We start from the raw sequence: 22,313 nt of genomic DNA, 5'->3' as shown, positions 1-22,313 counted from the left end.
CTTCGATGTTACGCGGGCATCGGCGCCGCGCCGGCACCGGCGCTGAGCAGCCATGCCACCAGCAGCAGGAATGCCAGCTGCAGCGCGAACAGGATCGACAGCTGGCGTGCGGCGGCGCCCTGGTCGACCATTGGCTGGCGCTCGTAGCCGTAACCGACAAAGTAGGCCGCGAACACGGTGGCCAGGTAGTGCACGGCGCCGAACATCTCGCCCAGCTCGCCCTTGCGCGGGTGATCGACCAGCAGGTGCGACAGCACCACCAGCGTCACGTACACCACCGAGGCCCACAGGGGCGGCAGGTACAGGCCCAGTTGCTCGACCCAGCGCCGGATGGCGGGACGGGAGCGCGCCAGCAGCGGCAGGATCAGGTTGTGGGTCAGGCCCACCAGCACGATGATCTTCAGCAGCACGGCCTTGTGCAGGCTGTCCTTGCCGACCGCCAGGTTGTGCAGGTTGGTTTCGCCCTGCTTGTTATTCTGCAGGAAGAATTCGGACGACTGCACCTGCAGGATGCGCTGGAACCAGCTGATTTCCTCCAGTGCGGCCAGCGCCACCAGTGCGGTCAGGCCGGCCAGCGCCAGCAGTTCCAGGCGCATGCCCGGCTGGCGCAACCAGCGCTGCACGGTGACGTAACCCAGCATGATGGCAATCGCGGCAAAGCACAGGAACTGCATCCACTCGACGATGCCGTCCTCCACCAGCAGGCGCCACAGCCGCGCGGGTCCTTGCCGGCCCAGCCCGTGGCCAGGACCAGGACGAACAGATTGACCGCGATGCCCATCGCGATTGCCGGTTGCGCTTGCCATTTCTTAGTTACCACTCACGTGCTCCTTGATTGTTGTAGATTGTTGCGCCGCGCCCAGCGGGGCCAGCGGGGACAGCGTGTTCAGGTCGGCCGCGCGCACCGGCTCCGGCAGGCGCGCGCCGGGCACCCGCGAGTGCTGGCCGATGCGTGCCAGCGCCAGCGTCACCAGCGACGTGACGGCCCAGCCCCACAGCAGCGGGTCCAGCAGTGTATCCCACAGGTTGCCGGTCGGCAGGCGCAACAGCGTAAACAGCAGGATCGCCGTCAGCAGCGCACCGGCCTGGGGCCGGGCCAGGTTGCGCACGATGGCGACCGCGCAGGCAGCGGCGCCCAACAGCGCCACCAGCGGCGCGGCGGTAGGGCCGAAGCCCGCATAGTAATAGCCCTGGGTCAAGAGGCCCATGGCGTCGAGGTACAGGATCGCGCCCGACACGGCGATGGCGGCGGCTAGCGGGGGCATCATGACGGTGCCGCCACCGCGTTGGCCGTCCCAGTGCTGGCGCAACTTCAGCACGCAGCAACCGAACAGCAGGCCGCTGGGGTACTGGAAGGCCAGCGCCAGCCAATAGGCGGGCGAGGCCGCGCCGGGCAGCATGAACAGCGCGAACAGGACGGCCAGCAAGCCGGCCAGCGTGCGCTGCGACAGGCGCCGCACGGGCAGCACGTCCAGCAGCGCCAGCAACACGGTGGCGACGACAGTCGCCCAGGCCAGGCGGCCATAGACGATCTGGCTGGCGAGATCGGGCAGGCTCATCAGGTTTTGTCTCCGATAGTGATGCGGTAACGGTGGTGCGCAATGGCGCGCCGCTGGTAGGTATAGGCGACGTGCAGTTCGTTGCCGACCTGCTGCATGGTCGGGTACGAAAATTCGTCGCCGGCGTTGCCGCTGGCGATGTCCGCCAGGGGGCGCCACGCGCGGCCGTCTTTCGACAGCGACAGGCGCAGCATGCTGCGCGACGAGCCGCCTTCGACGACGTGGTTGTGCAGCATCAGGAATTCGCCGTTGCGCAGGCGGATCGCGGCCAGCGACGTGCTGTGGTTCGGCAGGTCCAGCGCCGGCAGGTCTTCCCAGCTGGCCCCGCCGTCGCGGCTGTAGGCCTGCTGGACGCGCTGCTCGTCGCTGGCGTCGCGCATCCAGGCGCGCACTTCGGTGGCCGAAACGGGCACGACCGTGGGTTGCAACGTGCTGGTGCTGCGGCCGATACGGGCCACCCACGTGGGGTCGCCGTCGGCATCGAACGACATCAGCATCGGGTACTTGATGCCGATCTCGAAATATACGGGCAGCCACCAGCCGCCGTCGATCAGGCCGACGGGGGACGTACGCACCAGCACGCTGGTATTGAACAGGGGCGACATCGGCAGCAACCGGCGCACGGCGAAGCTGGCGCCATGGTCGGACGACACCAGGTGCACGAGCCGCGACGCGGCCCAGCCGCCCAGGCCCGTGGCGACGACGTACAGGTGGATGCGGCCGTCGTGTGCCGTCCAGGCGACAGGATTGCCGATGCGGCGCACGCCGAAGCCCAGCGCCTGCGACAGCGAGGCGCGGCTGGCCACTTCCCAGGGCTGGCCCCATTTGCCCTCCTGCCAGCGGGCCGCGTAGACCTTGACGTTGGGAGCGCTCTCACGGTCGCCCGCCCACCAGAACGCGAGCATGCGGTCGCCCGACAGCGTGGCCAGTGCGCTGGCATGGGCGGACGGCACGTCGCGCGGCATGGGAATCAGGGAATTGGAGATTTCGGTCAGGCGGGCGGCGCCGTCCTTGACGATCATCGTGGCCGGCGTGGCGGCGGACTGCTTGGCACGAGCCCAGCGCGTGCCTTCGGCCGTGACGACCGTCGCCACCGCCAGCAGGCACACCAGTGCCGTGCGGTGGCGCGCAACCAGCTGCGCGAATCGGGAACTCTGCATAGTCTTCCGTCGAGGCCTCCGCGCGGATCGCGCCCGGGTGCCGGCCAATACATGCCGCGCCAAGTCAACAGCAAACGCAAAAACTGTCGATGTATCTCAGGCGGGCAAAGCCGCTATCCTACCGGAAAGACGATGGCATCAACAACAGAAAAATTGTGACAAAGGGCGGCCAGGCGCCAGGGACAACATGCATCGCGTTGTCCCGTCGGAATCCGGACCAGCGACATCAAAGCCGCGGTGCCTGGCAGCTGTCTTTGGGTCGGAGACCCCAAGACAGCTGCCCGACACCATGGGTTCCCGTTACGCCGCCGCGGAGAACGAATCGTGCGAAGGGAAGCGCTTGCTCAGCCATTCCTTGCGCAGCTGCAGCGTGTCCATCACGTCCGCCGGCAGCGTGTCGAGGATCTGCGGGTCGTCGCTGGGAGTATCGGCCAGCAGGCTGGCCAGGTGGATGATGCCCGCCAGCCGGCAGAACGGGTGGGCGGCCATCGGGTCGGACGAGGACTCCAGGGCTTGCACGATCTTGGCGGGGAAGTTCCAGCGGCGGCCCAGCTCGGCCGTGATATGGCCTTCCGAGAAGCCCAGCAGGCGCTGCTCGCGCTCCCAGCGCCCGCCCGGCAGGTGCGGCTGCTGCTCGATCTGGGCGAACGCCACGGGCGACACCTGGTAGATCAGCAGTTCGCCCAAGCGCAACATCATGCCCGCCAGCCAGGCTTCGCCGCCGTCGGCGCCAATGCCGCTGGCCAGCCACTTGGCATAGCCGGCGCAGGCCATGCTGCTCTTCCAGAACTCGTCCGAATCCAGGCCCGGCAGTTGCGGGAACGCCTCGGCAAAGCACGCCGCCAGGGCCAGCGTGCGGATATGGGCCATGCCGGCCAGCGCGATGGCGTCGTCCAGCGAGCTGACGCCACGGCTGGAGCCGAAGCGCGCACTGTTGGCCAGCCGCATCAGCTTGGCGGTCAGGGCCGGATCGCGGGCGATGATGGCCGCCACGCTCTTGGCGGATGCTTCGTCGTTGTCGAGGGTGGCGATCAGCTCATGGCCGACTTCGGAAATCGTGGGGAGTTTGACGTTGTCAAAGAAAATGGCAAGGCTGGTCATCGGGCGGCTCTCTGGAACGGGACTGAACTGTATTGCTCAGCAGCATGTTCCAGAGTGTAATGCCCGAAATGCTTGTTTCGCAGAATGTTTGTTTATATTCAGCAGGCGGTGTTGCGCGGATGTGTAATCCGCACGGGCGTGCGATGAAACCTGCCGATTCGGAACCCCTGGGCCAGGCACCGATTTTTTCAGGTCTGAGACCTGCGAATCGGTGCCTGATCCCGGGTTTGCACGCGTTATTTTCCTTTCGCGGCAGCCGCGGTCGCCCGGATCGTCTCCAGCGTCGCGCCCGGCGTGATCAGGTTGCCGTCGTAGCGCAGTTCGATGACGGCCGGCAGGTTGCGCTCGCGGGTAAAGGCCAGCGCGCGCTGCAGTGCGGGCGCGAAGTCGGCCGTCGCCTCGACCACCTCGCCCTGCGCGCCATAGGCCACGGCCAGTGCCGCGAAGTCCGGGTTGTGTAGCGTGGTGCCGGACACACGGCCGGGATAGTCGCGCTCCTGGTGCATGCGGATCGTGCCGAACATCTGGTTGTTGAACACGATGACGATGACGCCGGCCTGGTACTGCACCGCCGTTGCCAGCTCCTGGCCGTTCATCATGTATTCGCCATCGCCGGCAAACGTGATGACGGTGCGGGCCGGATCGACGATCTTGGCGGCCACGCCGGAAGGCACGCTGTAGCCCATCGCGCCGCTGGTCGGGGCCAGCTGCGTGCGCATAGCGCCGTAGCGGTGGAAGCGGTGCGCCCACGTGGCGTAGTTGCCGGCGCCGTTCGTGATGATGGTGTCGCGCGGCGTCAGCGCGTCGATGTCCTGCACCACCTGCCACAGGTCCAGCGGCGCGCTGCCGTCCTGGAAGATGGCGGGCTTGCCCTGCCACGCCCGCAGCTCGGCCTTGGCTTCTTCCACGCTGGCGCGCCAGGCGCTGCTGTCCACGGGGGCCAGCGCGGCCAGCATCTGCGCCGCCTGCGGCATGCCGCTGGCGATCATCAGGTCGGCCTGGTAGACGCTGCCCAGTTCCTCCATGCTGGCGTGGATGTGCACCAGCTTCTGCTGCGGCACCGGGGAGGCGATGATGGAATAGCCGCTGGTCGTCATCTCGCCCAGGCGCGGGCCGATGGCGATCAGCAGGTCCGCCTCCTTGACGCGCTTGGCCAGCTTCGGATTGATGCCGATGCCGACGTCGCCGATGTAGTGCGGGTGGTCGTTGTCGACCAGGTCCTGGAAGCGGAACGCGCACGAGACGGGCAGCGCGTTCGCTTCGGCGAAACGCACGATGTCGGCACAGGCCGCGTCCGTCCAGCCACTGCCGCCCAGCAGCAGCAGGGGGCGCTTGGCCTCGGCCAACATGGCGCGCAGCCGGTCCATCTGCTGCTGCGAAGGCGACGCCTGCACGGGCTGGTAGGCGCGGGTATCGGCCACGGCGGCCTGGGTGACCAGCATGTCCTCCGGCAGGGCCAGCACGACGGGGCCCTGGCGCCCGCTGGTGGCGACCTGGAACGCGCGCGCGATGTATTCGGGGATGCGGTCGGCGCGGTCGATCTGCGCGACCCACTTGGCCATCTGGCCGAACATGCGGCGGTAGTCCACTTCCTGGAACGCCTCGCGGTCCATGAAGTCGCTGCCTACCTGGCCGATGAAGAGGATCATCGGCGTCGAATCCTGGAACGCCGTGTGCACGCCGATCGACGCGTTGGTGGCGCCGGGACCGCGCGTGACGAAGCAGATGCCGGGTTTGCCCGTCAGCTTGCCGTAGGCGTCGGCCATGAACGCGGCGCCGCCTTCCTGGCGGTTGATGACGAAGCGGATCGAGGAATCGTGCAGCGCGTCCAGCACGTCCAGGTAGCTTTCGCCCGGTACGCCGAAGGCGGTGTCGACGCCGTGGATTTTCAGTGCATCGACCAGGATCTGGCCGCCGGAACGGGAAGGGTGCGTCATGTTCTGCCTCGAAGGATGTGATCCTTCGCATTCTAGAGTGGCACCCGGCATGCGGCTTTTGAAATGGCGACACCAAATTTATTTTTTGCCACGCCTGCGAAATCGTTTGACATGCTTACACCTGTCAGATAATGTTTACACATGAAACGCGAAACTGAACAAAGAGACGGCGACCGCCTGCTGGCGACGCTGGCCGCGCTGTCCAACCCGCACCGGCTGCGCATCGTGGCCGCGCTGGCCGCGGGCGGGCGCAACTACGTCAGCCAGCTGGCGCGCGAGATCGGCATCAGCCGCCCGCTGTTGCACCTGCACCTGCAGAAGCTGGAGGAGGCGGGGCTCGTCGTCAGCCAGATGGAACTGTCGGCCGATGGCAAGGCCCTGAATTTTTTCGATGTCACCCCGTTCGACGTGGCACTGACCCCGGCGGCCATCGCCGCGGCGGCGCCGACGCTGACGATCAACCCTGAAAAGTAGAGGCTTACGATGTCCGAACCCATTTACCTGATCACCATCAGCCTGTTCATCTTTGCCGTGCTGGGCGTGTTCGGCATGCGTCACCTGTCCGTCATCGCGCAGGCCAAGTACCGTGACGCCAACGACGAGGCGTACCGCCAGCTGGCGCAGCGGGCCGTTGCCACCCAGGCCGACAACGCGGCCGCGCTGAAGGCGCTGCAGGCCACGCTGGACGCGGTGCATGCACGCCTCGTCACCGTCGAGAAGGTCCTCAAGGAAGTCGGCTGATCCCCGCCGCTGCAACCCATCCAACCCCGAAGGAGCTGTCATGAACGACGTATCGCTGTTCCGAATGAACCTGCTGCGTGCCGTGTACCTGCTGATCGGGGTCGGGCTGGCGCTGAACGTGTGGCCGCAACTGGCCGGTCCGCCCGTCGAACTGATGCAGGGCCTCGTCAACTGCATGCTGGCCGTGGTTGCCGTGCTGGCGTTCGTCGGCGTGAAGTACCCGCTGCGCATGCTGCCGCTGCTCCTGTGGGAGCTGCTGTGGAAGTCGCTGTGGGTGCTGCTGGTGGCGTTGCCGGCCTGGCGCGCCGGCACCATGGACGACGGCATCGCCGCCACGCTGTTCGCTTGCGCGGTCGGCATCGTCGTGCCGCTGGCGCTGCCATGGTCGTACGTGTGGGCGCGCTACGTGACGGGGCAGGGCGAACCGTGGCGCCGGGCAAAACCCGCGGTAGCTGCGCCGCATGCGGTACAATAGCGGCCGAAGCAAGCCAGACAGCCGCTGGCCGGCGCAGCAATGCGCTGGCGGGAGGAAGGTCCGGACTCCACAGAGCGGGGTGACGGTTAACGGCCGTCCGCTGAAAGTCCTTCGGGATATAAGGCGAGGAACAGGGCCACAGAGACGAGCGTATTAAGTTACGGTGAAACGCGGTAACCTCCACCTGGTGCAATTTCAAATAGGCACGCGATGATGCTGCTCGCGGAGCGTGCGGGTAGAAAGCTTGAGCGGTGGAGTAATCCACCGCCTAGAGGAATGGCTGTCATAGCGCGGGCGACCGCGCCGTAACAGAATCCGGCCTATCGGCTTGCTTCACTTTATTTCCCCCAACAGCCTCGCCAGCCTTCAGCGCTTTCGCATCGCTGGTTGGGCGCTGGCGAGTCTTTCGGTGCCGCGTGGCTGGCGCCGTAGCATGGCGCTGTCCTGCTCATGCAGACTGTTCTTCTGGCACGGCCGCTACCGGTCTTATTGCACTTCAAGTATACGAAAAACAATGTCGTAGCGGCTACCATCCGTTGGTTCCTTACCATCAGGACAGGCGACGATGTAAGGGTACAAGCGATTTTCCGCTGGCCTCCGCCAATTGACAAGTGTGTGATGTCGTCTAGAGCACCCTGGGTTCTCCAGTTAAGGAAGCGCTGATCAATTGACGATTTTCAGCGTGCCTGCAGTCTTTTGACGGCCAAGCCGTCCCGGCATTTTGATATGCGCGTTTTGTGGTCGGGACAGCCGAATTTACAGCGAATCGTCGGGTTTTTTCGCGCCTTTCGGCGCTCAGGACGCACGTGGGGATTCAGTGATCGTAAATCGCCGGCCAGCCAGCATCAGATTTGCTAAGCCGAACAGCGTGAACAGCTGAGCAGTGTTCTTTGCCAGGCCGCGATAGCGCGTCTTCCGGTGACGAAACAGGTTCTTGATGACGTGGAACGGATGCTCGACTTTCGCCCGCACGCTGGCTTTGAGATGCTCCAGTTTTTCGACCATGCGACCCAGCTTGTTCTTCGGCAGCGCCTTGCGCTTGGAACGCTTCATCGCGACATGCCATGTGACTGATTTGCCTTGATTCTCCGGGCGTTTCTCCACGCCTTGGTAGCCCGCATCGCCCAGCGCAGCAGACTCGTCGCCATGCAACAGCGCGCCAGCTTGCGTGACGTCCGAGACGTTGCCGGCGGTGCCGATGACGGTGTGCACGAGGCCCGACGCAGCGTCCACGCCCACATGCGCTTTCATCCCGAAGTGCCAATCGTTGCCCTTCTTCGACTGGTGCATTTCCGGATCGCGCTCTCCGTCTTTGTTCTTCGTCGACGGCGGCGCCGCGATCAACGTGGCGTCGACGAACATCAAAATCAGCCAGAGAATAATGCACTTCTGATTTTCTGTTGAATCTGTTGCCGAACCGTCGTGTTATTGACCGTTGAGTCTGCCGGATTTACACAGTACTCTGCCACCACATCGGCACCGGTACCGTTCTTGGTGAACTGAAGTTCAAGCCATATAGGTCGCGCCTGTCCAGGCGAAAGCTCGTATCGCACAGTCTGCGCGAGGTGGTAGTACGATCCCGCTTGTTTCTCGTGCTTATATCCGTTGTCGAGCGTGTAGGTGCGGTCGATCGTTTTCTTATGGATTGCGACTTGTTCCGGAGACTTGAAAGCGAACGTGCGCATAGCGCGTCCATATAAGGTATCAACATCGACAGACTTTTTCAAACCATCAACGAAATAGCAACCAGCCTCTTGCGCTTTTTTTCCACTAGTAGAGGTGTATTCCACCGGTTGACGTTGGTTGGCGCCACTCTTGCTTATTGGTTGCCCGTCGGATTCGATCTTCAAGATGCCGCCCAGAGTTGGATCAACGGTTGTGCAGCCAACAAGCATGCCGGCTGCAACACACGACGAGAAAATTGTTTCAATCCTGCGCATGATACCTCCTCTCTTTCGCCGGACCTGACGAACAGGGCCGGCGATCGCCAGTTAGAATTGTGGTTCAGGTTCGTAATACTCCGGCTGTTGGCGAGACTGATCGTCTGCGTTAGTACCCGCAGCTCGTCCCCTGGGTGGTGCAAATTCAATATTGCCCACCCGAGCCAGAGACAAATAAACATGGCTAGCTTCAACTGCAGAAACATCAACCTCGTTACCACCTTCATCCCGAGCAGGAAACTGGACGAGGCGGCCCTCGACTTTGACGCGCGCACCTTTTTGCAAAATACGAGCACAGCTTTCGGCATTATGGTCGTAGCCGGTCTCACACAGTAAATCGCCAAGGCAAACTAAGCCTTTAACCAAGGCAATTGCATCCCCCTCAGTCTTTGAATCGCTGATTACCTGCCGAGGGCTTCTTCGCCACGGTCAATAGCGCCCCTGTCGAGCAGCATCAACTCCTTCCGAGACTTTTGACGAACTGTCATTGCGCTCTCCAAATTACACCCTGAGCCATATCGCCGCCCTGCGAAGTTTCGCGATGATTTTGGAGTTTGGTAATCCGTCGTGCCTGCTGTGGTGAAGTAGCCCTATGACAACGAGTTTTTCAACGCCTTCCGGCTCGAATTGAAATCATCATATATTGAGCTATCGGTAGATAATTCATTGCGCGGATCAGCGAGAAAAGAATCTATACCGGAGTCAACGGCTTCGAGTAGCTTCTCCAAAGAAATAGGACCATATTTCCTTTTTTCGTGCAATATGTCTACGCCTGACTTGTTCTTGTTAAAATGAAGGTTAAAGGAAGAGTCCGCGCCGACGTATTCGTAACGCTTTTTACCACCCTTCAACTGAAGCAGGCCATCGATTAGATCGACTAAAGAAACATAGATCATATGCGACAATTGTGGATGGCCTCGAGATGACACTATTTTTCCGTCAAAGGAGAACTCGACATCCCCCAGGTCGAATCCAGTTGCCGATTCTTCGTTGTCGTTGCGATAGATCTTAAACGTGAGCATGGTCATTCACTTCTTACTGGAAACACCGTAATCGTTCGGTTGCCATCCTGAGAGTCGAAGATGCCACGTACTCGATCCATTTTGCCGTTGATCTTCATTCTTTTCTCGTATGTTTGTATTCTTCGGTTAGGGTCACTGACCCTCGTACCTTTTTTGACAAGGCATTCGCATGCGATTTGAATTTGTGCTTGCGTTGAACCCCGTTCGAATAAATCGCCCGGGCCATCGGAATGCGTACCACTAATATGACGTTCATCAATGTGTTGCCAGCCTTCTTTGGCATTGCCCGGCGGAATCCATGGCTTTGGCTCTTTCCGTCCAGACAATCCTAACGGATCAATCCACCCTGTCGAGTTTGGCACATATTGATAAAGGTGGTGACCACCGGACAGACCGATTGGATCTCGCGTCAGATACCGCGCTGTATCGGGATCATAGTAGCGGAATCTGTTGTAGTGCAGCCCGGTTTCGTCGTCGAGGTATTGCCCCTGGAACCGCATCGGGTTACGTATCCCCGCCTTGTACGCGGCGTCGCTGATTGCATCTTTCGCTTTCCCCCACGCCTGGTACTGCGCGGACCAGGCTACGTTGCCATCGCAATCCGTCAGCTCCTGCGGCGTACCAAGGTGGTCGCATTGATAGAAGGCGATCTCATCCTTGCTGAACGGCTCGGGGCCATGCTCGAGTTCCCCATTCCATAGCGGATCAAGAGCAATGTCATACCTTCCGTCGTTGCCTGCCATCAGCGCTTTCACATCCGTGGTCGGCGCCAACTGAAGGGCCCGGTTTCGCGTGGCCTGAACCAGCGGTATGAAGCTGCCGCGCTCGTACACATAGTGAACGGTTCGTTCGCGCCCCGCATGTCCCTGGTGGACGCTGCTCTCAAGCGCCAGCGTGTCGCCATCCCAGCCGTACGTGGTTCGGGTCGCCTGCCTGAAGGCAGTGCCTTCCGCCGCCTGGCTGTGCTTGGCAATGCGCCGCCCCAGTGGATCGTAGGCAAAGGTGGTGACACCATACCGGGTGTTAGCACGGGTCATGCAGTTGAACGCATCCCATTCGAACGTGTCGCGCTGTCCATTCTGCACCCGTTCGACGAGGTTGCCGCGCTCGTCGTAGCGGTAGCTGGTGCCGGCATATTCCTTGAGCATGTTGTCCAGCACTTTTGGTAGCGGGGTGCGCTGGCTGGTTGCCTCTCGCTGCGCAGTATTCGGCGCCTGGATATTGCCTGCCGGGTCGAACGCGAAGGTTTCGTGGCCCATGGCGCTGTTCGCGGCGAGCAGGCGCCCGACCGGGTCGTAGCGGTACTCGATGCGGCCGCGCCGGTTGTCGTCGATGCCGGTCAGTTGGCCGGACTGGTCATAGCAGTAGCGCCGCTGGATCGCTGCCTGCATACCGACCTGGACGTCGGGGCGATATTGGTCGGGAGCGAAGTTCTGCTGGGTCCGTGCGATCGCGCCTAGCTGTTGTTCGATCAGGCGGCCGGCCGGGTCGTACTTCATCGTTTGCAGCAGGCCGTTGGCCTGCGTGCGGCCGGTTTCCTGGTACAGCGCGTCACGCTCGAAAGACACGAGCTCTTGCCCATCGAGCAGCAAGCCGTGTACGTGGCCGGCGCCGTAAGTCAGCCAGTCGATGCGGTGGCCGTCCGGGCGAATGGTGCCGATGCGCTGGTTGAGTTCATCGTAGCCGTGGTGCCAGACCGCGGTGCGCTTGTCCGGGTGGAATGGACCTTGGTAATGCTGGTGCTCGCGTACCAAATTTCCGGCAGCGTCGTAAAGCCATTGCAGCCGGGCGTGCTCGTTCCTTGCGTCGGCCAGTTGGCCGTTGGCGTTGTAGGCGAACGTTTCGATTTGCTCGGCCTGCCCGGGGGCTGCGGCGCGGCGTTGCACCAGTCGGCCCATGGGGTCGAAGTCGAGCCGCGTGGTGACGCCAGCTTCGACGGTTTCCGCCAGCACGCCGGTGCCTTCATGGTAGCGGTACTCGGTGGTCTTGCCATCGAAACCCTGTTCCTGCAGCAGGCGGCCGACCGGATCGTACTGGAAGCAGTAGACGCTGCCGTTTTCGTTTTCGAGTGTGGACAAGCGGCCCAGCGCGTCCCAACGGTACTGCAAGCTTTGGCCCAGCGCATCGCTGCCCTGCGCGATCAGGCCGGCCGCGGTGTAGCGGTAGGCTGTCCTGCGTTGCAGTGCGTCGATGTGCGCGAGCAGCCGGCCCTCAGCGTCGTGGCGCAGTTGTTCTTCGGTGCCGTCGGGATGGATGACGGCTTCGAGTTGGCCGGGATGATTCCCACTGTCGCGGCTGCGCGCCAGGGTCTCGGCACTGACCAGGGTGTAGCGATAACGGGTGAGATTGTCCGCGGCATCATGCTTTTAATTAGGCGCTTGCGGTCGTCATATTCCCACTGGCTGCTGTGCCCGGAGCAGTCCGTGTAGCTGGCGAGCTGGCCGTCTTCGTTATAGACGAGTTTCTTGACGCCGCCCTTGGCATCGGTGACTTCGACGGGCCGGCCGACCTTGTCGTAGGCGTATTGCGTCTTGTTGCCGCGTGGGTCGATTTCCTCGACCAGGTGGCCCTGGGCATTATAGTCACGCTTCCACGTGCCGCCTTCGGCGTCGAGGATGCCGGTGATGCGGTGTTGGGCGTCGTACTCGAAGTGGACCTGGCTGCCGTCGGCGCGGGTGTGCGTGAGCAGGTTGCCGTGGTCGTCGTAACGGTAATGCTCGCTGCTGCCGTCGGCGTGGATGTGACGGACGACGTTCTTCGCATCGTCGCGGAAGAACCATTCTTCGCCCCCGTCCGGATAGACGGTGCGGTAGGTGTAGCCGGCGATGTCGTAGTAGTAGCGGGTCTCGTTGCCCAGCGCATCGGTGACGTAGGTCAGGCGGATGTTCTTGTCCCACTCGAGCCGGGTGTCGTGGGTGCCATCGTCCGCCCATTCCCGGATCGCCTTGGCGCTTGGCTCGGTTCCGTCGTACGCGAGGTTCATGCCGCGCCCGGTGCGGTCGGTGTAGCGCGTAATCAGGTGGTGGTCGTACTGGTAGTGCCAGGCGGCGGCGTTTTCGTCCTGGGCTTGGAGCAGGTCGCCGTGCTCGTCGTAGTCGTAGGCGGCGAGCTGGCGCACCAGCTTGCCGTCCTGGATCTCCCACAGCGCGCGGATGCAGCCGGTGTCGGCGTCGACCTGGGTGCCGGCATGGGCGATGATGGTGTCACCTTGCTTGCTGATGATGTCGCTAAGTACCGTCTCGCCGGCGACGACGTGGTCGTAGCGCAAGCCGAGGGCCGCGCCGTCTTTGGCATGCAGCGAGATCAGCCGGAAATGCTGCTTGCCCATTTCCGCCGCTTTGGCGCGGACGGTGTCGGTCAGTTCGTAGGTTTCGCGCCATTGGCTGGGTTCGCCTTCTGGCAGCGGCTTGCCGAAGTCCAGCGTGAGCAGGGTGACGCTCATGCGGGTGAGCATGACCTGCTCGACCGGGTCGTAGTGACGCTGGCCGATATTCAGCCATGGATAGCGGTGGCTGCGGCCATCGGCGGCGTGATACAGCAGGCCGGCTGGCTTGCCTTGGCCGACGACGTCGATGCGCGTGCTATACGGCGTGAGCCAACGCGCGCCGAGATTGCCGCGATCATAGGCGGTCAGTTGGCTGCGGTAGGTGCGGCTCCATTCAATGGGAAGCGGCGCGTCCAGCACGAAGTCGGTATGCGTAAACGTTTCAGCGCCGGTGGCAAAGCTGATCGAGCGCCCAGTGCCGCCTTTGGCGGGGCACAGCTTGCAGTTGTTGGCATCGCCCGTTGCCGGGCTTTGATGACTGGTGGCGGCGAGCTCCTGCCCGGGTTTATCCTTCTTGTGCTGGGCGCCCTTGGCGGACGGCACCAGCGCCATATGGGGCTTCTTGTGCTTGACGACCGCGTCGCGCAGGCGCACCAGGATCCACTTGATGCTCATCTGCGCCTGTTCGTCGGCCAGGGACGCGAGCTTGCCGCGAAACGCCGGCTTGAACTCCTTCAGGTGACCGATGATGGCCGTCACGCCAGCGACCGCACTTTGCGGCAACTGCCTGGCTGCGGTGGCGGCAGCGTAGTTCGCTGCCCTTTTGTACTGCCGGTCAATCGCGCCCAGCATGCGGCGCCAGCTGCTTTGCACCTTGGGGTCGTGCAGCTTGCTCTCCACTTCCGCTGGGGCAGCCACTTCGAACAGCGGCTCGTTGCCGATGCAGCGGTTGAGGATCTTGATCAGGTCGTCGGCAATGCCGTCGGCCACCTTGGCGCATTCGTCCAGGATGCCTGACAGCCTGCTCATCGCGCCGTCGATGAAAGTCTCGAGTTCGCCGGCAAGCCTGGCGTTGAGGTGCAGGACCAGCACCTCGACCAATGCGGCGCCGATATCCTTGGCGCCCATCGCCAGCTTTTGCCGGGCCAGGTGCAGGGCCGGACGCAGGCTCATGCGCGCCGCGCCCATCCCCGGCGGCACCGGCACCACGCCGATCAGGTTGATGCCCAGGCTGACCCAGGCCAGGAAATCGACTTTCTCCTTTTTCTTGTCGACGTATTTCTGGATGATCCCCACCACGTCCATGATGGCGTCCATCAAGGCCATGATGTTGCCGATCACCGGCAAGCTGCCCGCGACCGTGCTCAGGCGGTCCAGCGTCACGTAGTCGTAGCTGATCTTGCGCAGCCATTTGTCGAAGGCGGCGGCGGCGGCACCGACGTCTCGCTGGTCGATCGTGTTGAGCGGTGCGACGGCGACTTCCGGGGCGCGTCCGATGGGCTTGGGCGTGGGTTCGGTCATGGAGCTGTTATACGAGGGTTTTTTTCACAGGCGAGGGCTGCGGATCAGAGTCGATCTGCGCGCAGACGTACGAGCATCAGGCCGGGAAAGGTTGTTATTTTAGCATGGCAGTACAACTGCATCACGGGCCGCGGACGTTCGGCCGTTCAAGGAGCATTGCGCGAGCTGGCTCCCGGAGAAGCGTCCGCTCCTGTTATATATCCTAGGCCGTTCGCCAAGCTGGCAAGGAAGCATCACCGTCTCATTGGTCAAGGTCAAATCGAACGCGGCTTTATAAACACAGCGCGTGCAGCAAACGTGGCAACACGAAGATCGACGTTTTCGCGAGTTATAGGTGGGCCATGCTTTCGCCACGACACCGTGGGACAGTTCACTGATACTAATGGCCCTCTTCATTTGCGGCGGCGCCGGGTGACAGCGGCGCGACGGCCGGACGGGGGCCGGCGCGGCGCTACTGGCGGGCCTTGGAAACGGGCAGTGAAGCACGCTGCTACCCTGGTAAGCGTGAAGCGGTCACTTCGTCCAGGCGCCGCATCGTGCCGTTACTTGTTCGTGGGTGGCGGGCCGGGCGATTGGGCGGACCAGGGCGTCGGAACGCGTATAATTCATGCATTGCAACATGAAAAACGCGTTGAATTTGTATAGACAAGTTATTGCTGAGCAGAACCGAATCTGGTGTTCCCCGTAACGGTCCAGTTAAGATTTTGTTAGCGCACGGATAGCGGTCGGCGCCTGGCTGGATAGTGCCCACTACGGGCGAGGCCCCGGCCGGCGCTAAAGATGAGTTACCCCGGCGATTGCGAAGTGAGTACTTCCGTCGCGTAAACCGGACGTTGTCAGCCCGCGACGCTCTCGTTTCCTCTCGGTAACTTCATAGTCTTTCCTCAATTATTTTATATGACCCCATCCACGCGCTTGCGGTGCTGTGCAGATGAGGTAGCACTTTCAAATTCCCCTCTAGGTGCCTGATTTCTCGAGCTATTTTGACTTGAGGTCGCTTCAACGATCGGCGCTAAGTCCTTAATTTCATTAGTAAAAATCGCTTTTTGCTAGCCGGAAATCGCTTGACCACCCTCTTGCCTTACTCTAAAGTGGGCATCTGTGTGAAAAAGTGTAGTTTTGTGGGAATTTCTGGCGAAACGGGCACCACCAAAACATCACCGAACAATAACCAGGGTTTCTGAAGAGAAAGTTTAGCCGTGTTCCAGGGCGCGTCCGCAATCACTCTCGATGCGAAGGGCAGGATGTCTATTCCAGCCAAGCATCGTGACGCACTGAGCATTCAGTGCGAAGGACGCCTCACGCTGACCAAGCACCCGGACGGCTGCCTGCTGATGTATCCCCGTCCCGTGTGGGAAGCCAAGCGCGACCAGATCGCCGCGTGGCCCATGTCCGCACGCGGCTGGCAGCGCATCCTGCTGGGCAACGCCAGCGACGTGGAAATGGACTCGGCCGGCCGCATCCTGATCGCGCCGGAACTGCGCGACGCCGTCGGCCTGGGCCGCGACGTCGTCCTGTCCGGCATGTTGACCCACTTTGAAATCTGGGATCCGGTCAAGCGCGCCGAAAACGAGCAGGCGACCATCGATGTCGGCATGCCCGACGCCCTGTCCGATTTCTCCTTCTGAAGGCTCCGCACATGACCAACACAGCGGTGCCAGAATTCCAGCATCGTACGGTGCTGCTAGATGAAGCGGTCGATGCGCTCGCCATTGCCGGCGCGCGCGCGGACGGCATCTACATCGACGGCACCTTCGGCCGCGGTGGCCACAGCCGCCTGCTGCTGTCGCGCCTTGGCGCCAATGGCCGCCTGATCGCGTTCGACAAGGACCCGCAGGCCATCGCCACCGCGCAAGGCATCGCCGACGCGCGTTTCACCATCGTCCACGACAGCTTCGCCACGATGGCGGCGGCGCTGGCCGAACGCGGAATCGCGCACGTGGACGGCGTGCTGCTGGACCTGGGCATCTCGTCGCCCCAGGTCGACGACGCGGCACGCGGTTTCTCTTTCCGCAATGACGGCCCGCTCGATATGCGCATGGACACCACGCGCGGCATCTCGGCGGCACAGTGGCTTGCCACGGAATCCGAACAGACACTGGAAAAGGTGATCAGGGAATATGGGGAAGAACGGTTTGCTTTTCAGATTGCAAAGGCGATTGTTGCTCGCCGGGCAGTCGAGCCAATTTCAACCACACGACAGCTTGCCGGCCTCGTGGCAGGCGCGGTCAAAACCCGGGAGAAGGGCAAGGATCCGGCCACAAGGACCTTTCAGGCTATCCGGATTTTCGTCAATAAAGAGCTTGAAGACCTCGAAGCAGGTCTGAAGCAGGCCTACGACGCGCTGGCGGTGGGCGGCATCATGGCCGTCATCAGCTTCCATTCGCTGGAAGACCGTATCGTCAAGCGCTTCTTCGCCGAGCGTGTCAACGTGGCGCAGCCGGATCGCCGGCTGCCGATCCGCGCCGTCGACCTGCCGCAGCCCGAGATGAAGCTGCTGGGGAAGATGAAGCCGTCGGACGCCGAAGTGGACGCCAACCCGCGCGCCCGCTCCGCCGTGATGCGCGTGGCGCAACGCCTGGCCACGAACCATCCGGGAGCGGCGACATGAGCGGCAAGATCAACGCCGTGCTGGCCGCGCTGCTGGTCATCTGCGCGCTGTCGCTGGTGCGCTCGCAGTACGAGGCGCGCCATCTGTTCATCGAACTGGAACGAGCGCAGTCGCAGGCCCGCCAACTCGACATCGAATGGGCCCAGCTGCAGCTGGACCAGTCCACCCTGGGCAAGCACGCCCGTATCGAGGAAATCGCCCGGCGCGACCTCGAGATGACGCCGCTGACGCCGGCCCGCACGCAATACCTGACGGAGGGCGGCCAATGACCCGCGCCAGCAGCCGTGCGAGCACCGCCGCGGGCGCCCGCGTGGCCGCGTCGAAAGGCGTGTCGTTCTCGCGCAGTCCCGTGCTGGCCGTGCGTCTGCCCACGTGGCGCTCGCGCGTCGTGTTGTTCGTGCTGTTCGCCGCATTCGCCGCGCTGGCCGGCCGCGCCCTGTGGCTGCAAGGCCTGTCCACCCAGTTCCTGCAACGCCAGGGCGAAGCCCGCTACGCCCGTACGATCGAGCTGCCCGCCACGCGCGGCAAGATCATCGACCGCAACGGCCAGGTGCTGGCCTCGTCGATTCCCGTGAAGGCCATCTGGGCCATCCCGGACGACGTGCTGCAGGCGCCGCCGGAGAAGCTGCGCGAACTGGCGCGCCTGCTGGACATGAGCGAGGCCGACCTGCGCAAGAAGCTCGACTCGGACCGCAACTTCGTCTACCTGAAGCGCCAGGTGGAGCAGGACGTGGCCGACAAGATCGCCAAGCTCAAGATCGACGGCATCGACACCCGCAAGGAATACAAGCGCTTCTACCCGCAGGGCGAAGTGATGACGCACGTCGTCGGCTTCACCAACGTGGAGGACGTGGGCCAGGAATCGATGGAGCTGGCGCAGCAGAAGACGCTGGTGGGCACGCCCGGTTCGCGCCGCGTCATCAAGGACCGGCTGGGCCACATCGTCGAGGACATCGGCGCCAAGCACGAACCGCACGACGGCAAGGACCTCGTGCTGTCGGTCGATTCGAAGATCCAGTACATCGCCTTCACGCAGCTGAAGGGCGCGGTGGAAAAATTCAGGGCCAAGGCCGGCGCCGCCGTCGTGCTGGACGTGCACACGGGCGAAGTGCTGGCGCTGGCGAACTACCCCAGCTACGACCCGAACGACCGCCGTGCGCTGACGGGTGCGCAGTTGCGCAACCGCGTGATGACGGACTCGTTCGAACCCGGCTCCACGCTGAAACCCATCACCGTGGCGCTGGCGCTGGACAAGGGCAAGGTCTCGCCGCACACGACGATCGACACGGGCAACGGCCGCCTGCAGATCCTCGACCGCCCGATTACCGATACCAAGCCGCACGGCGTCATTACCGTGCAGCAGATCGTCGAGATGTCGTCCAATATCGGTACGTCGAAGATTGCGCTGTCGATGCCCGCGCAGGACATGTGGGAGATGTTTACCAAGGTCGGCTTCGGCCAGCAGCCGAAGTGGGGCTTCCCCGGCGCCGTGGCGGGCCGGGTGCGGCCTTACAAATCGTGGCGGCCGGTCGAGCAGGCCACGATGAGTTACGGTAACGGCATCGCGGTATCGCTGATCCAGCTGGCGCGTTCGTACATGATGTTCGCCCGCAACGGCGACACGATCCCGCTGACGTTCCAGAAATCGCACGAGATGCCGGTCGGCCAGCAGATCATCAAGCCGCAGACGGCACGCGACATGCGCGAGATGCTGGAGATGGTCGTCTCCGGCAAGGACGGCACGGCCAAGCAGGCACAGATTCCCGGCTACCGCGTGGGCGGCAAGACCGGCACGGCTTATAAGGTGGAAAACGGCCGCTATGCGATACCGCGCAAGTACATCGGTACGTTCGTCGGCATCGTGCCGATGTCGGCGCCGCGCTTCATCATCGCCGTGATGATCGACGAACCCACGCAGGGTGGTCACTTTGGCGGCCAGGTGGCCGCGCCCACGTTCGCCAAGGTCGCGGAAAACGCGCTGCGGGCCATGAACGTGCCACCCGACTCCACGGTCACGGAAATCGTCGCGCCGAGCGATACCGGACCGGAGGCCATGTAATGAGCGACATGAAGAACAATAAAGACATCAGCAACTGGATCAAGCAGGCCGCGCCCACCGGGCAACTGGCTTCCGACTCGCGCCGAATCAAGGCGGGGGACGTGTTCTTCGCCTATCCGGGCGAGGGCACCGGCGACGGCCGCCAATTCATCGGCGCCGCGATCGCGCAGGGCGCCGCGGCCGTCGTCTACGACCCCGCCGGCTTCGACTGGCAACCCGAATGGACGGTGGCCAGCCTGGCCGTGCCGGACTTGAAACGCCAGGCCGGCCCCATCGCGCACGCGTTCTACGACATGCCCGATGCCGCAATGTTCACGGTCGGCGTGACGGGCACCAACGGCAAGACGTCGAGTGCCGTCTGGCTGGGCCATGCGCTGGCCCGCGCCGGCGACACCGCCGCCGTCATCGGCACGCTGGGCGTGGCGCTGTTCCAGGGCCGCGCCGAGCCGGAATTCGACGCCACCGGCTACACGACGCCGGACCAGGTGCTGCTTGCCCGCACGCTGGCCGACTGCCGCGCCGCCGGCGCCAGCGCGCTGGCGATCGAGGTATCGTCCATCGGCCTGGAACAGGGCCGCGTGGACGGCATGCATTTCGACGTGGCGCTGTTTACCAACCTGACGCGCGATCACCTGGATTTTCACGGCACGATGGCGGCGTACGAAGCCGCCAAGCGCCGGCTGTTCGAGTGGCCCGGCCTGAAGCATGCCGTGATCAACCTGGACGACGCGGCCGGCCTGCGCCTGGCGCAGCACGTGGCAGCGCAGGGCCAGGCGATCGTCACGGGTTATACGCTCAAGGATGCGGCCACGCAGCCGGACCTGCCAGGGGTGACGATGCTGCGCGCCGCGCAGGTCCGCACGCGCAGCGCCGGCACCGAGTTCAACCTGGACTCGCCGCTGGGCGGCGCCCACGTGCGCACCCAGCTGGTGGGCTCCTTCAACGTCAGCAACGCGCTGGGCGTGCTGGGCGCGCTGCTGGCGAAAGGGCTGCCGCTGCGCGCGGCGGTAGATGCCATCGAAGCGTTGACGCCAGCGCCGGGCCGCATGCAGCTGGTCGGCGGCAACGAGGCGCCGATGGTCGTCATCGACTACGCCCACACGCCGGATGCGCTGGAAAAAACCGTCGACGTGCTGAAGGCCGTGGCGCAGGACCGCAACGGCCAGCTGTGGTGCGTGTTCGGCTGCGGCGGCGACCGCGATCCGGGCAAGCGGCCGCAGATGGGCCGCATCGCGCAGGCCGCGGATCACGTGCTGGTCACCAGCGACAACCCGCGCAGCGAGGAGCCGCAGGCCATCATCGAACAGATCGTGGCCGGCATGGACAAGAGCCTGCCCGCCACCGTGCAGGCGATCGAGGACCGCGCCGCCGCGATCCTGTCGGCCATCAAGCACGCGGCCAAGAACGACGTGATCCTCGTGGCCGGCAAGGGCCACGAGCCATACCAGGAAATCAAGGGCAAGAAGCTGCCGTTCTCGGACGCCGACCATGCCCAGCTGGCCCTGTCGGCCCGCTTGACGATGATGAGGCCGGGCTGATGCGCGCGACCATTGCCGAGATCATGAAAGCGCTGCCGGGCGCCCGCTACGTCGGGCCGGCCGGCGACCTGCCGTTCGACGGCGTATCCACCGACAGCCGCACGGCGGCCCCGGGCGCGCTGTTCGTCGCGCTGCGTGGCGAGGTATTCGATGCGCACGCGTTCCTGCCGCAGGTCGCGCAACGCAATGTGGCCGCTGTCGTCGTCGACACGCTGCCGGATGGCTGGACGCTGCCCGCCATTGTCGTGCCGGACACGCTGGTCGCGCTGGGCCGCATCGCCAACCACTGGCGCCGTCGCTTCGCGCTGCCGCTGATCGGCGTCACGGGCAGCAACGGCAAGACGACGGTCAAGGAGATGATCGCCGCGATCCTGGCCGCCCAGGCTGGGGAAGAGGGCCGGCTGGCCACGCGCGGCAACCTCAATAACGAGATCGGCGTGCCGCTGACGCTGTTCCGCCTGGCGCAGGCGCACCGCTCGGCGGTCGTAGAACTGGGCATGAACCACCCCGGCGAGATCGGCCGGCTGGCCGCGATTGCCGCACCGACGATCGGCCTGGTGAACAACGCCCAGCGCGAGCACCAGGAATTCATGCACACGGTGGAAGCGGTGGCACGCGAGAACGGCTCCGTGCTGGCGGCCTTGCCGGCCGACGGCGTCGCCGTGTTCCCGGACCAGGACGAGTTCACGCCCATCTGGCGCGAGCTGGCCGGCACGCGCCGCGTGCTGACGTTCGGCCTGACCAAGGACGCGGATGTCAGCTGCACGTTCCGCGCCGACGATTTCGGCAACCAGATGTTCGTCACGATACGTACCGACGGGGCGCCGCTGCAGTTCTTCGTCGGCCTGCAGGCGGCCGGCGAGCACAACGTCCGCAATGCGCTGGCGGCCATTGCGTGCACCTACGCGGCCGGCATCGCGCCGGAAAAGATCAAGGAAGGGCTGGACCACTTCGCCCCCGTCAGCGGCCGCCTGCAAAGGAAGCAGGCGGGCAACGGCGCCGTCGTCATCGACGACACGTACAACGCCAATCCCGACTCCGTGCGCGCCGCCATCGACGTGCTGGCCGGTGCCCCCGCGCCGCGCGTGCTGGTGCTGGGCGACATGGGCGAAGTGGGCACGCAGGGGCGCGAGTACCACGAAGAGATTGCCGCCTATGCGGCAGGCAAGGGCATCGACCAGGTGCTCGTCACGGGCGAGCTGGCCGCGCACATGCGCGCGCACGCACGCCATTTCGAACAATTCGACGCGCTGCTGTCCGCCGTGGACGCGGCGGTAACGCCGGAGACGACCGTATTGATCAAGGGCTCCCGTTTCATGAAGATGGAACGGGTCGTGCAGCATTTGATTGGATCGCAACAAGCTAACAAGGACTCACACTAATC

General features: G+C 63.7%; 18 protein-coding genes, 1 other RNA gene and 1 pseudogene. 10 read left to right on the top strand and 10 right to left on the bottom strand.

All coding sequences use genetic code 11. The features are described 5' to 3' along the window. Positions 1 to 8: 8 nt before the first annotated feature. From PX653_RS15885 to PX653_RS15865, 5 genes are all read right to left on the bottom strand, one after another. A complete protein-coding gene (locus PX653_RS15885; RefSeq protein WP_277413739.1) occupies positions 9 to 806 on the bottom strand; it encodes a hypothetical protein in 798 nt (265 codons plus the stop codon). Positions 807 to 809: 3 nt separating this feature from the next. Beyond that, positions 810 to 1,559: a hypothetical protein gene (locus tag PX653_RS15880; protein WP_277413738.1), complete on the bottom strand. Its 750-nt coding sequence runs from the start codon at positions 1,557 to 1,559 to the stop codon at positions 810 to 812. Continuing rightward, positions 1,559 to 2,719: a sialidase family protein gene (locus PX653_RS15875; protein WP_277413737.1), complete on the bottom strand. Its 1,161-nt coding sequence runs from the start codon at positions 2,717 to 2,719 to the stop codon at positions 1,559 to 1,561. Before PX653_RS15875 ends, PX653_RS15880 begins: the two co-directional genes overlap by 1 nt. A gap of 300 nt (positions 2,720 to 3,019) precedes the next feature. Then, positions 3,020 to 3,820: an HDOD domain-containing protein gene (locus PX653_RS15870; protein ID WP_277413736.1), complete on the bottom strand. Its 801-nt coding sequence runs from the start codon at positions 3,818 to 3,820 to the stop codon at positions 3,020 to 3,022. Positions 3,821 to 4,056: 236 nt separating this feature from the next. After that, positions 4,057 to 5,757: a thiamine pyrophosphate-binding protein gene (locus PX653_RS15865; RefSeq protein ID WP_277413735.1), complete on the bottom strand. Its 1,701-nt coding sequence runs from the start codon at positions 5,755 to 5,757 to the stop codon at positions 4,057 to 4,059. 141 nt (positions 5,758 to 5,898) lie between these two features. On the opposite strand from PX653_RS15865, the gene PX653_RS15860 reads away from it, so the two are divergent. The 4 genes from PX653_RS15860 (at position 5,899) to rnpB (ending at position 7,312) form a co-directional block, all read left to right on the top strand. Then, the gene (locus PX653_RS15860; RefSeq protein ID WP_277413734.1) at positions 5,899 to 6,231 is read left to right on the top strand and encodes an ArsR/SmtB family transcription factor; all 333 of its coding nucleotides are present in this window, start codon (positions 5,899 to 5,901) and stop codon (positions 6,229 to 6,231) included. Positions 6,232 to 6,240: 9 nt separating this feature from the next. Further along, complete coding sequence (locus PX653_RS15855; protein ID WP_277413733.1) at positions 6,241 to 6,498, top strand: hypothetical protein; 258 nt, start codon at positions 6,241 to 6,243, stop codon at positions 6,496 to 6,498. A gap of 40 nt (positions 6,499 to 6,538) precedes the next feature. Further along, positions 6,539 to 6,973, top strand: a complete 435-nt coding sequence (locus tag PX653_RS15850) for a hypothetical protein (protein WP_277413732.1) — start codon at positions 6,539 to 6,541, stop codon at positions 6,971 to 6,973. A gap of 5 nt (positions 6,974 to 6,978) precedes the next feature. Beyond that, positions 6,979 to 7,312, top strand: an RNA gene (gene rnpB / locus PX653_RS15845) — RNase P RNA component class A. 456 nt (positions 7,313 to 7,768) lie between these two features. Here rnpB and PX653_RS15840 read toward each other — a convergent pair. The 5 genes and pseudogenes from PX653_RS15840 to PX653_RS15820 form a co-directional block, all read right to left on the bottom strand. Continuing rightward, a pseudogene (locus PX653_RS15840) lies at positions 7,769 to 8,329 on the bottom strand (IS5 family transposase); the annotation flags it as partial. Between the two features lie 11 nt (positions 8,330 to 8,340). Next, positions 8,341 to 8,913 (bottom strand): hypothetical protein, encoded by a 573-nt coding sequence (locus tag PX653_RS15835; RefSeq protein WP_277413731.1) that lies wholly within the window; start codon positions 8,911 to 8,913, stop codon positions 8,341 to 8,343. A gap of 590 nt (positions 8,914 to 9,503) precedes the next feature. Then, positions 9,504 to 9,941 (bottom strand): hypothetical protein, encoded by a 438-nt coding sequence (locus PX653_RS15830; RefSeq protein ID WP_277413730.1) that lies wholly within the window; start codon positions 9,939 to 9,941, stop codon positions 9,504 to 9,506. Beyond that, positions 9,938 to 12,013: an RHS repeat-associated core domain-containing protein gene (locus tag PX653_RS15825; protein ID WP_443094343.1), complete on the bottom strand. Its 2,076-nt coding sequence runs from the start codon at positions 12,011 to 12,013 to the stop codon at positions 9,938 to 9,940. The genes PX653_RS15830 and PX653_RS15825 overlap by 4 nt, the downstream gene beginning before the upstream one ends. A gap of 62 nt (positions 12,014 to 12,075) precedes the next feature. After that, positions 12,076 to 14,721: a DUF6531 domain-containing protein gene (locus PX653_RS15820; RefSeq protein ID WP_277413729.1), complete on the bottom strand. Its 2,646-nt coding sequence runs from the start codon at positions 14,719 to 14,721 to the stop codon at positions 12,076 to 12,078. 1,199 nt (positions 14,722 to 15,920) lie between these two features. On the opposite strand from PX653_RS15820, the gene mraZ reads away from it, so the two are divergent. The 6 genes from mraZ to PX653_RS15790 are packed head-to-tail and all read left to right on the top strand — an operon-like array spanning position 15,921 to position 22,311. Beyond that, on the top strand, positions 15,921 to 16,349 hold the full coding sequence (gene mraZ / locus PX653_RS15815; protein ID WP_147953009.1) for a division/cell wall cluster transcriptional repressor MraZ: 429 nt from the start codon (positions 15,921 to 15,923) through the stop codon (positions 16,347 to 16,349). 11 nt (positions 16,350 to 16,360) lie between these two features. Beyond that, positions 16,361 to 17,332 (top strand): 16S rRNA (cytosine(1402)-N(4))-methyltransferase RsmH, encoded by a 972-nt coding sequence (gene rsmH, locus PX653_RS15810; protein WP_277413728.1) that lies wholly within the window; start codon positions 16,361 to 16,363, stop codon positions 17,330 to 17,332. After that, on the top strand, positions 17,329 to 17,601 hold the full coding sequence (ftsL, locus tag PX653_RS15805; RefSeq protein ID WP_277413727.1) for a cell division protein FtsL: 273 nt from the start codon (positions 17,329 to 17,331) through the stop codon (positions 17,599 to 17,601). Before rsmH ends, ftsL begins: the two co-directional genes overlap by 4 nt. Then, the gene (locus PX653_RS15800; RefSeq protein WP_277413726.1) at positions 17,598 to 19,391 is read left to right on the top strand and encodes a peptidoglycan D,D-transpeptidase FtsI family protein; all 1,794 of its coding nucleotides are present in this window, start codon (positions 17,598 to 17,600) and stop codon (positions 19,389 to 19,391) included. The genes ftsL and PX653_RS15800 overlap by 4 nt, the downstream gene beginning before the upstream one ends. Next, complete coding sequence (locus PX653_RS15795; protein WP_277413725.1) at positions 19,391 to 20,929, top strand: UDP-N-acetylmuramoyl-L-alanyl-D-glutamate--2,6-diaminopimelate ligase; 1,539 nt, start codon at positions 19,391 to 19,393, stop codon at positions 20,927 to 20,929. Before PX653_RS15800 ends, PX653_RS15795 begins: the two co-directional genes overlap by 1 nt. Further along, positions 20,929 to 22,311, top strand: a complete 1,383-nt coding sequence (locus PX653_RS15790; RefSeq protein WP_277413724.1) for a UDP-N-acetylmuramoyl-tripeptide--D-alanyl-D-alanine ligase — start codon at positions 20,929 to 20,931, stop codon at positions 22,309 to 22,311. Before PX653_RS15795 ends, PX653_RS15790 begins: the two co-directional genes overlap by 1 nt. Positions 22,312 to 22,313: the final 2 nt, after the last annotated feature.

This window comes from Pseudoduganella chitinolytica (assembly GCF_029028125.1).
Lineage (GTDB): Bacteria > Pseudomonadota > Gammaproteobacteria > Burkholderiales > Burkholderiaceae_D > Rugamonas > Rugamonas chitinolytica.
Note: the sequence above shows the minus strand (reverse complement) of the source record. Positions and strands in the feature narration are given on the sequence as shown.

Bases quoted from the DNA above. Each gene is read 5' to 3' on its own strand.
- PX653_RS15885 (WP_277413739.1), bottom strand. From the start codon at position 806: ATGGCAAGCGCAACCGGCAATCGCGATGGGCATCGCGGTCAATCTGTT.
- PX653_RS15880 (WP_277413738.1), bottom strand. From the start codon at position 1,559: ATGAGCCTGCCCGATCTCGCCAGCCAGATCGTCTATGGCCGCCTGGCC.
- PX653_RS15875 (WP_277413737.1), bottom strand. From the start codon at position 2,719: ATGCAGAGTTCCCGATTCGCGCAGCTGGTTGCGCGCCACCGCACGGCA.
- PX653_RS15870 (WP_277413736.1), bottom strand. From the start codon at position 3,820: ATGACCAGCCTTGCCATTTTCTTTGACAACGTCAAACTCCCCACGATT.
- PX653_RS15865 (WP_277413735.1), bottom strand. From the start codon at position 5,757: ATGACGCACCCTTCCCGTTCCGGCGGCCAGATCCTGGTCGATGCACTG.
- PX653_RS15860 (WP_277413734.1), top strand. From the start codon at position 5,899: ATGAAACGCGAAACTGAACAAAGAGACGGCGACCGCCTGCTGGCGACG.
- PX653_RS15855 (WP_277413733.1), top strand. From the start codon at position 6,241: ATGTCCGAACCCATTTACCTGATCACCATCAGCCTGTTCATCTTTGCC.
- PX653_RS15850 (WP_277413732.1), top strand. From the start codon at position 6,539: ATGAACGACGTATCGCTGTTCCGAATGAACCTGCTGCGTGCCGTGTAC.
- PX653_RS15835 (WP_277413731.1), bottom strand. From the start codon at position 8,913: ATGCGCAGGATTGAAACAATTTTCTCGTCGTGTGTTGCAGCCGGCATG.
- PX653_RS15830 (WP_277413730.1), bottom strand. From the start codon at position 9,941: ATGACCATGCTCACGTTTAAGATCTATCGCAACGACAACGAAGAATCG.
- PX653_RS15820 (WP_277413729.1), bottom strand. From the start codon at position 14,721: ATGACCGAACCCACGCCCAAGCCCATCGGACGCGCCCCGGAAGTCGCC.
- rsmH (WP_277413728.1), top strand. From the start codon at position 16,361: ATGACCAACACAGCGGTGCCAGAATTCCAGCATCGTACGGTGCTGCTA.
- ftsL (WP_277413727.1), top strand. From the start codon at position 17,329: ATGAGCGGCAAGATCAACGCCGTGCTGGCCGCGCTGCTGGTCATCTGC.
- PX653_RS15800 (WP_277413726.1), top strand. From the start codon at position 17,598: ATGACCCGCGCCAGCAGCCGTGCGAGCACCGCCGCGGGCGCCCGCGTG.
- PX653_RS15795 (WP_277413725.1), top strand. From the start codon at position 19,391: ATGAGCGACATGAAGAACAATAAAGACATCAGCAACTGGATCAAGCAG.
- PX653_RS15790 (WP_277413724.1), top strand. From the start codon at position 20,929: ATGCGCGCGACCATTGCCGAGATCATGAAAGCGCTGCCGGGCGCCCGC.